Origin of the sequence: Campylobacter concisus, from assembly GCF_002913715.1 — a bacterium.
Taxonomy (GTDB): Bacteria; Campylobacterota; Campylobacteria; order Campylobacterales; family Campylobacteraceae; genus Campylobacter_A; species Campylobacter_A concisus_AG.
Genome location: NZ_PPCE01000004.1, coordinates 305,961 through 315,326, shown reverse-complemented (window position 1 = coordinate 315,326; position 9,366 = coordinate 305,961). Strand labels below are relative to the sequence as shown.

7 protein-coding genes are annotated in these 9,366 nt (G+C 37.4%); all 7 read left to right on the top strand.

The features are described 5' to 3' along the window. Nucleotides 1-421: 421 nt before the first annotated feature. The 7 genes from CYO92_RS02665 (at nt 422) to CYO92_RS02635 (ending at nt 9,317) form a co-directional block, all read left to right on the top strand. Nucleotides 422-1,822, top strand: a complete 1,401-nt coding sequence (locus tag CYO92_RS02665; protein ID WP_021091738.1) for an aspartate ammonia-lyase — start codon at nt 422-424, stop codon at nt 1,820-1,822. A gap of 91 nt (nt 1,823-1,913) precedes the next feature. After that, nucleotides 1,914-3,401 carry an anaerobic C4-dicarboxylate transporter gene (locus tag CYO92_RS02660; RefSeq protein WP_103589359.1) on the top strand — a complete coding sequence of 496 codons (1,488 nt, stop codon included), beginning with the start codon at nt 1,914-1,916 and terminating at the stop codon, nt 3,399-3,401. Between the two features lie 292 nt (nt 3,402-3,693). Then, the gene (phsA, locus tag CYO92_RS02655; RefSeq protein ID WP_103589358.1) at nt 3,694-5,967 is read left to right on the top strand and encodes a thiosulfate reductase PhsA; all 2,274 of its coding nucleotides are present in this window, start codon (nt 3,694-3,696) and stop codon (nt 5,965-5,967) included. A 9-nt stretch (nt 5,968-5,976) separates the two neighbouring features. Then, nucleotides 5,977-6,540: a 4Fe-4S dicluster domain-containing protein gene (locus tag CYO92_RS02650; RefSeq protein WP_072595164.1), complete on the top strand. Its 564-nt coding sequence runs from the start codon at nt 5,977-5,979 to the stop codon at nt 6,538-6,540. Beyond that, nucleotides 6,533-7,468 carry an NrfD/PsrC family molybdoenzyme membrane anchor subunit gene (gene nrfD, locus CYO92_RS02645; RefSeq protein ID WP_103589357.1) on the top strand — a complete coding sequence of 312 codons (936 nt, stop codon included), beginning with the start codon at nt 6,533-6,535 and terminating at the stop codon, nt 7,466-7,468. The genes CYO92_RS02650 and nrfD overlap by 8 nt, the downstream gene beginning before the upstream one ends. A gap of 90 nt (nt 7,469-7,558) precedes the next feature. Further along, complete coding sequence (locus CYO92_RS02640; protein ID WP_009294240.1) at nt 7,559-8,227, top strand: response regulator transcription factor; 669 nt, start codon at nt 7,559-7,561, stop codon at nt 8,225-8,227. Then, nucleotides 8,211-9,317 carry a sensor histidine kinase gene (locus CYO92_RS02635; RefSeq protein WP_103589356.1) on the top strand — a complete coding sequence of 369 codons (1,107 nt, stop codon included), beginning with the start codon at nt 8,211-8,213 and terminating at the stop codon, nt 9,315-9,317. Before CYO92_RS02640 ends, CYO92_RS02635 begins: the two co-directional genes overlap by 17 nt. Nucleotides 9,318-9,366: the final 49 nt, after the last annotated feature.

Genomic DNA, 9,366 nt, shown 5'->3' with positions numbered 1-9,366 from the left:
ATTTAAAAATTTAATAAATTTACTTTGCAATATGGTGATATTTACTTAGTTTTTACTTTCCAAAGTAATATTAGAAATAAAATTTAACTTTATTTTTTATATTTTTGGATATAAAAAGTGTGATTTAATATTTATTTTATGTTATTTTTCTATATATTTACCTTTTAAGCTTAAAAATTTAAATAAATTTGAGCTAATTATGAGCTTTTTATATAATAAAAAAGTGATATTATTATTAATATAACAATTTATCTAAGCTATATTATTAAATATAGCTTAAAAGCTACTGTAAATTTTTCTCCAAAAGTCGTTTTATCTAGGCTAAAAGCCAAAGCTTAAAAAAATAAAGTAGTAATTAATATTTAAAATATTAAATATCTATATAATTTCATTAATACATTTTTTTATAAGGAGAATGGTTATGGCAACCAGAAAAGAACACGATTTTATAGGTGAGTTGGAAATCTCTAACGATTTTTATTATGGTATCCAAACATTTAGAGCTACCGAAAATTTTCACATGAGCGGTAGAACACTAAAAGAGTATCCATACTTTGTAAAAGCATTTGCACAAATCAAAAAAGCAGCTGCACTTGCAAATAAAGAGGTTGGCGTTTTAGATCCTAAGATCGCTGATACGCTAGCAAAAGCCGCTGATAGAGTAATAGCTGGTGAGTTTTTAGATCAATTTGTGGTTGATATGGTTCAAGGTGGTGCTGGAACAAGTACAAACATGAATGCAAACGAGGTTATTACAAATATCGCACTTGAGAGCATGGGTCATAAAAAAGGTGAGTATCAATACATCCATCCAAACGATCATACAAACCTTGGACAAAGCACAAATGACACTTACCCAAGCTCAATAAAAGTAGCAACTTACGCAAAACTTACTGATTTGCTTGCTGCGATGAATCTACTAAAAGATGAACTTGATAAAAAAGCAAAAGATTTTAAAGATATCATTAAAATGGGTAGAACTGAGCTTGAGGACGCAGTTCCTACAACACTTGGCAATACATTTAACGCATTTGCAAGCTACATTAAAAGCGATATTGAAAAGATCACAGCTGCACGCGAGTCAATGACATATCTAAATATGGGTGCAACTGCGATTGGTACAGGTATTAACTGCCACCCTGATTATAAAAATGTAGTTGTTAAAAAGTTAAAAGATATTACTGGTGTTGATTTCAAAAAAGCTGATGATTTCATCGCAGCTACACAAGACACTGCAGACTTTGTACACGTAAGTGGTGCGTTAAAAACTGCAGCTGTTAGACTTTCAAAAATCGCAAATGACCTTCGTTTGATGAACTCAGGTCCAAGATGTGGCCTTGGTGAGATAAATTTACCACAAATGCAACCAGGCAGCTCAATCATGCCAGGTAAAGTAAACCCAGTTATCGCTGAGGTTGTAGGCGAAGCGTGCTATGAAGTAATCGGTAACGACGTAACTATCATGCTTTGCTCAGAAAGAGGCGAATTTGAGCTAAATGCATTTGAGCCAGGCATTGCTTATGCGTTATTTAACTCAATCTTTATCCTTGAAAACGCGATGAAAACACTAGCTGAAAAAGCTGTAAGAAAACTAACAGCAAATCCTGAAGCTTGCTTAAAATCAGTTCTAGGCTCAGTTGGTATCGTAACAGCATTTAACCCATACATTGGCTATGAAAAATCTGCAAGCATCGCTAAAGAAGCTTTGCAAACTGGTAAAGCAGTTGGCGATATCTGCCTAGAGAGAGGTTATCTAAGCAAAGAAGAGATCGACAAAATTTTAGAGCCAAAAAATATGCTAAATCCAAGCATGGTTAGGTAGAAATTTAAGCAAAGTATTATTAAAAGCGTGTCAAAATTCTGACACGCTTAAGTAAAAATTTTAGTTATAAAATTTAATAGAGGAGTTTTCAATGGATATTTCATTGATATTACAGTTGATCGTGCTCTTTGGTGCGATATTCTTGGGTGTTAGACTAGGCGGTATGGCTATTGGTTATGCTGGTGGCATCGGCGTCGTAGTTTTAACTTTAGGACTTGGATTAAAAGCAGGTAGTATACCTTGGGATGTTATTTTAATCATTATGTCCGTTATAGCTGCTATTACAGCGATGCAAGTAGCTGGTGGCCTTGATTATTTGGTGCAAATAGCTGAGGGGATACTAAGAAAACATCCAAAATACATAAATTTCTTAGCCCCGGTCGTCACTTACTTGCTAACTGTATTTGCTGGTACTGGACACACAGCATTTTCTATGATTCCAGTTATTACCGAAGTTGCAAAGACTCAAAATATTAAGCCTAGCGCGCCTCTTAGTATAGCTGTTGTTGCTAGTCAGATAGCTATTACTGCAAGTCCAGTTTCAGCAGCGGTTGTATTTATGGCTGGTGAGCATGCCTTGGGCGGACTTGGCATTAGCTATCCATTACTATTAGCTATCTGGATACCTACAACTTTTATCGGTTGTATGCTAACGGCTCTTGTTATAAATATATTTTATAATCTTGATCTAAGTAGTGACAAAGAGTATCAAAGAAGACTTAAAGAAGGGTTAATCAAAGATGTTAAAATCGAAGAGAAAAAAGAGCTTCCAAAAGGAGCTAAACTTTCTGTTTTAATATTCTTAGTTGGCGTTATCTCTGTCGTTTTATATGCTACTGCTATTAGTAAAAACGTAGGCTGGATAAAACCAAGCTATGTAACAGGCTATGAAAAAATTTATGAGACCAAAAGTCCAGATAAATTTAATGAACTTGTCGCAAAAGATATAAAAGTCAAAACTGACTCAACTACTAATGTAAAATATGTAGAAGATCCAGATAAGCCTACAAAGGTGTTGGTATTAACTAGAGATAACGCTATCATGAGCTTTATGCTAGTTATCGCTACTTTAATCACACTAACTTGTGGCGTTAAAGTCGATAAGCTATTTAATACAGCTACATTTAAAAGCGGTATGACCGCGTGCGTCTGCGTGCTAGGTGTAGCGTGGCTTGGAGATACTTTCGTGGTAAATCACACCGATGCGATCAAAAATTTTGCCGGCGATTTTGTTAAAGATTATCCGTTTATGCTAGCTGTTGCGCTATTTTTTGCTAGTATGCTTCTTTATTCTCAAGCTGCTACCGCAAAGGCACTTATTCCTACAGTTATAACCGCGCTTGGTTTAACTGCTGCAAATAACGGTGACGCATATATTTTAGTTGCATCATTTGCTGCAGTTTCAGCATTGTTTGTATTGCCAACATATCCGACACTTCTTGGAGCCGTTCAAATGGATGATACTGGAACAACTAGGATAGGTAAATATATATTCAACCACTCCTTTTTTATTCCAGGTGTTTTAGCTATTGTTTTTTCTGTCGCACTTGGATTTTTGATAGCTCCGATACTTTTATAAGTATTTTAAATCAAACTTAAGCCGAGATCTCTCTCGGCTTTTTAAATCCCTTTAAAATTTTTAATTTCTATTCAAAATCCTTAATCAAAATTTTATATTTAAAATTTTTATAAGATCGCGTTAAAAATTATATTAATTAAAATTATAATTTTTATAATTTTACTCATTTTGATATTAGAATACTCATTTTTTAAAACTAAAAATCTAAATATAAATATTAAGTATAATTTAATTTTATTTTCAACTTTAAATACTAGAATAACTAAAGGCAAATATCTTTAAAGGGAGAAAGATGAGCTTAAATAGACGAGAATTTTTAAAATTCGGTGCTGGAGTCAGTATGGTTGCATCATCCTTACCGGGTGGTGCTTTGGAAAATGCTGCAAAGCAAGATGAGAAGTACGTCCGTAGCTTTTGCGAGATGTGCTCTTCAAGATGCCCCATCGAAGCAAAGGTCGTTGATAATAAAATTTGCTTCTTAAGCGGCAATCCAAAAGCTGGCGGTACGGCGACTTCGCTTTGTGCAAGAGGTGGCTCTGGTTTTAGCCAGCTTTATGACGAAAATAGAGTCAAAAAGCCTTTGATTAGGGTTGGAGAGAGAGGAGAAAATAAGTGGCGCGAGGCCAGCTGGGATGAGGCACTTGATCTAGTTGCTTCAAAAATGCTTGAGATCAAGCAAAAGTATGGCCCAGAAAGCTTTGTCTTTACCTGTAAAAGCTCACAAACGCATAAGCTAATGGTAAATTTTGCCTCATCTTACGGCTCGCCAAACTGCTTTTCACACTTTTCGTGCTGCCCGATCACATATCAAATGGTCTGCGAGCAGATGTATGGAATAGCTAAACTAAAAAGAGACTTTGCAAATGCAAAATACGTTGTAAATTTTGGCCACAATCTCTTTGAAGGCATAGTTATAGCCGATGCTAAAAAGCTTGCTAAATTTGCGGCTAAAAAAGATACAAAGCTACTTGTGCTTGAGCCAAGATTTAGCGTGGTGGCTTCAAAGGCTGATGAGTGGCTGCCAGTTAGACCTGGCACTGATCTAGCTTTTGTGCTAGCTATCATAAATACATGGATACAAAATGGCACTTACGATAAAGAATTTATTGAGAAATTTACAATTGGCTTTGATGAGATCGTTAAAAGCGTAGAGGGCAAAACGCCTGAATGGCAAGAGGCAATCACTGGCATAAAAGCAAGTGATGTTAGGCGAATCGCTGATGAAATTTATAAGGCTGCCCCAAGAGTTATTTTTGATTTTGGTCATAAGACAACCACTACAAGAGCTGAATATATGCGAACAAAAGCCATCATGGTGGCAAATGCGATGATGGGCAACTGGGAGGTTAAAGGCGGTCTTTTTGGTGGCAAAAATGCTAAAACCTTTAACAAGCTAGTTGGCGAGGATAAATTCCCAGTTCTTAAAAATCCAGATGAGAAATTTAAAGTGCCAAAAGTCACTAGACTAGACTTTGCTGGCGAGACTGGTAGGCATAAATTTGTAAGTAGAAAACATGGCGTTTTGATGGATATAAATGACGCTATCTTAAACGGAAAGCCTTACGCCATAAAAGGCTGGTTTAACATCCGCTTTAACCACCTAATAAACGTTGCTGAGACGATGAAGAGCATAGAGGCGATAAAGAAGCTTGATTTTATCGTGGTAAGCGATGTTTATCTAAACGATATGGCGACATTTGCTGATGTTATCTTGCCTGAGAGTAGCTACCTTGAGCGTGACGAGGGCATAGAGGATAAGTCAGGTCTAAAACCAGCTTATATGATAAGAAATAAAGTTATTGATCCAGTTGGCGACACTAAGGACGGGGCATTTATCTTTAGGGAGCTAGCACGTCGCATGAAGATAGATGAGCTTTATACTTGGAACGACATACGTGAGTTTAGGATGCAACAAGCTGGCGGAGATGTAAATTTACTTGCTACGCTGGAAAAAGATGGCTTTATCACGTGGGACGAGCCGGGAATTTTGTTTAGAGAAAAAGGCATGATCGATAAATTTATCGCTAAATATCCAGTCGCTGCTAAATTTGTAGGTGAAAATGGTCTAATGGATGATATGGCTAAGCTTAAAACAAAAAGTGGCAAGATAGAGCTATTTTTACCTGATGTCGAGGCACAGTTTGCAGGATATGGCGCGCTAAATGACAAAGATATGGACACATTTGACGGACATGATCTTTGCTTAACTTGCGGCAAAACACCTATTCATACCAATGGACATACTCAGGCGGTGCCGTCGCTTCATGATCTTATGAGTGATAGCCCTATCTGGATAAATCCAAAAACAGCTAAACGTAAAAATTTACGAGATGGCGATATGGTCGTGGTGAAAAATAAATTTGGCGAGCAAAAGGGCAAGCTCATGGTGACCGAGGGCATTAGAGAAGATACGCTCTTTATATATCACGGTTTTGGACACATCACGCCAGGTCTTAAGAGTATAGATCACGTGGGGCTAAATACAAGCGTGCTTCTTAATCCAGCCGAAGGGCCAGTGGCTGCAACCATGGTTACAAATGTTGGCGTTAGCATAAGTAAAGCGTAAGGATAGAAAATGAAAAAATATATGATGATACATGATGAAAATTTATGCATCGGCTGTCAAGGCTGCTCGGTAGCTTGCAGAAGTGCAAACAACGTACCAAGGGGACTTTACCGCTTGCAGGTGCATGCGAAGATGAGTGGGACATTTCCAAATTTAAAGACTGATTTTTTACGTCAAAGCTGTGTTATGTGCGAAGATGCACCTTGTGTTGAGGTTTGCCCAACTGGCGCTAGCTTTAAAACAGCTGATGGCGTGACGTTGCTTGATCATAGAATTTGCGTTAGTTGCAAGTACTGCATCCTGGCTTGTCCATACGACGCTCGTTATGTCTTGCCAAATGGCGAGATAGGCAAATGCACATTTTGCTATGAGAGTAGGCTAGAAGAGGGCAAAGAGCCAGCTTGCGTTAGTGTCTGCCCTACAAATGCACTAACTTTTGGCGATGTAAATGATGAAAACTCTAAAATTTCAAAGAAATTAAAAGAGAGTAAATACTACTTGCCAAAAGCGGAGCTAAATACAAAACCTTCACTTGCAATGATCGCAAATACAAAAGGAGCACACCATGAATAACATGTCAGGAAGCCTAGCTCAATACTCTGAAATTTACTGGGGTTGGCCGATAGCCGTTTATCTATTTTTAGCAGGACTTAGTGCGGGTGCTAGCATCGTTGCTGTGCTCATTTCAAAAAAATATGGCAAAGAGAACTACTACTTTAAAGCAGCCGCTCTTATCGCTCCATTAGCGATCATTCTTGGACTTGCTCTTTTGGTGCTTGATCTTGGCAAGCCGCTTAGCTTTTACTGGATACTCTTGCTTTACAACTTTGACTCAGTCATGTCAATAGGCGTTGCACTGCTTCTAGTTTATACGCCTCTTAGCGTTATATACGCAGTTGGCGCATTTAAAAACGAGATCGCATTGCTTAAAATTTCTCTTTTTGACGTAGTTGCAAATTTTGCTAGCAAGCTTTCAAGCCTACTTGAAATTTTACTTTTTATCCTAGGCATTGGCGTTGGTGCATATACAGGCTTTTTGCTAAGTGCAGCTCATAAGATCGCACTTTGGAATACATCAGTCTTGCCGGTATTATTTTTAGTATCAGGCTTGAGCTGTGCTGGTGCTTTTACGCTGCTTCTTGGCGTGCTAAAAGATGAAAAGAGAGCACAAAACCAAACTGCACACTTTTTATTAAAATTTGACTTTATAGCGATAATAGTCGAGTTTTTGCTGATAGTCGCTCTTTTTATGGTCGTAAAAGGTGCAAGTGCAAGTGGTGCGCAGAGCGTAGCAAACGCACTTAGCGCAAATTCTCTTGGGCTGATGTTTTATATCGGCGTCATAGGTCTTGGTATGGCTGTGCCTATCATTTTAGACTTAAGCGTTTTAAAGGTGCATGATTTCAAACGCGAATTTGCCGTGCTAAACGCTATTTTAGTCATTTGTGGTGTCTTTTTGCTAAGATATTACATAGTCTATGCAGGACAAATTTTTATTTAATACTTAAAAAAGAATTTTAATTTGAAATTTACCTACTAAGTATTACAATAGATGAAAATCTTATTAAAGTTTGTTTTTTAGGAGAGCATTTTGAAGATTTTGCTTTTAGAAGATGATCTAGGGTTTCAAGAGAGCGTCTGTGAGTTTTTGCAGACGCTTGGTTATGAAGTTACAGCGGTGAGCGACGGTCAAGAGGCTTGCGATCTGATAGAGAAAAATTTCTATCACCTTTTTATACTCGACATAAAAGTGCCTGGAGTAAATGGTCACGAAGTCATCAAATATATAAGAAGTCTAAACCCAAACGCTCCTATCATGATAACGACATCTTTAGTTGATATTGATGATATGGCGATTGGCTATGAGCTTGGCTGTAATGAGTATCTAAAAAAGCCATTTGAGCTAGCTGAGCTTAAATTTAGAGTTGCTGAGCTTATGAGAAAATACTATGGCACTGACGATAAAAACATAGTAAAGATAAATGACGAGTTTAGCTTTAACCTAAATAAACGTGTGCTACTTAAAGATGGCAAGATGGTTGATCTTAGCGCAAAAGAGGTCGCTTTGGTCGAGTGTTTGGTCTCACATCTAAATTCTTACGTCAGCATGGAGGAGCTTAGAGATCTTGTCTGGAACGACAAAGAGATCGAGGGCGCTGATATAAGGATGCACGTTTTAAAGATAAGAAACAAGACAAACAATAACTTTATCATCTCAAAGAGGCGCATAGGCTACAAGATAGATGCACAAGAGCTTTAAGATCCAGATCATAGCGACATTTGTCATAATGTCGCTCTTTTGCTTTCAAAGCTTTGTGATCTTAAATTTAAGTCAGAAAAATAGTAGTTCAAAGGCTCTCTTTGGCGCTATGAAGCATGAAACCATCATCAAAAATGCATTTCTCAAAAACGAAAATATAGCTAGCTCATTAAAGTATAAATTTGCTATCTACGACGTCAATTTTAAACCAGTCATCTCAACGCTTAGCAAAGAGCCAAGCAGCTTTAAATTTGTAACTCTAGAAGAGGGTGGCTATCTCTTTTACAAGAGCTTTTTTATAAAAGATAAGACCCCTTACTACATCGTCGTAGAAAAGGAGCTTGATAACAAAAAGAACATCTTTTTAACAGCCATCATGCTGCTTGTCATCCTTGTGGCGGTGCTTTTTATCGTCTATTTTTTATATCTAAGCAGTGTTAAGCCTTATAAAGAGTTTCAAAAATATATGAACAACTTCTTTAACGACGCTATGCACGAGCTAAAGACCCCACTTGGCGTAGCTGGCATGAACCTTGAGATGCTTGGACTTGAAAACAAGTATGTAACACGCATCAAAAACGCTCTAAAACAGATGCAAATAACCTACGAAGATGTCGAGTACTTCATAAAGCGAGGCTACATCAAATTTCCACTTGAGAGGCTAAATTTAGGCGAATACGTTAAAGAGAGAGTGAAATTTCTCTCAAGCGTGGCTGATGTCAAGCACATCGTGGTAAAGACAAATTTAGTAAGCGAGGCATTTACTATGCTAAGTAAGGTCGAAGCTCAGCGCATCATCGATAACACCATCACAAATGCCATAAAATACAGCCCAAAAGAGAGCGAGATAGTAGTAAATTTAGAGCTTGAAGCAGAGCGCATAAATCTTATCGTGCAGGACTTTGGTAAGGGGATAAAGGACGTAAAAAGAGTCTGGAAAAGATACGTCAGAGAGGATGAAATTCAAGGCGGCTTTGGCCTTGGGCTAAATATCGTCAGCGAAATTTGCCAAAAACATGACATTTTATACGGTGTTGATAGCGTTTATAATGAGGGCAGCACCTTTTACTATAAATTTAAACGAGCTTAGATTAAGCATAAAAGCGTAAAATGAAGCCTTAAATTTAGAAGGAAAAACT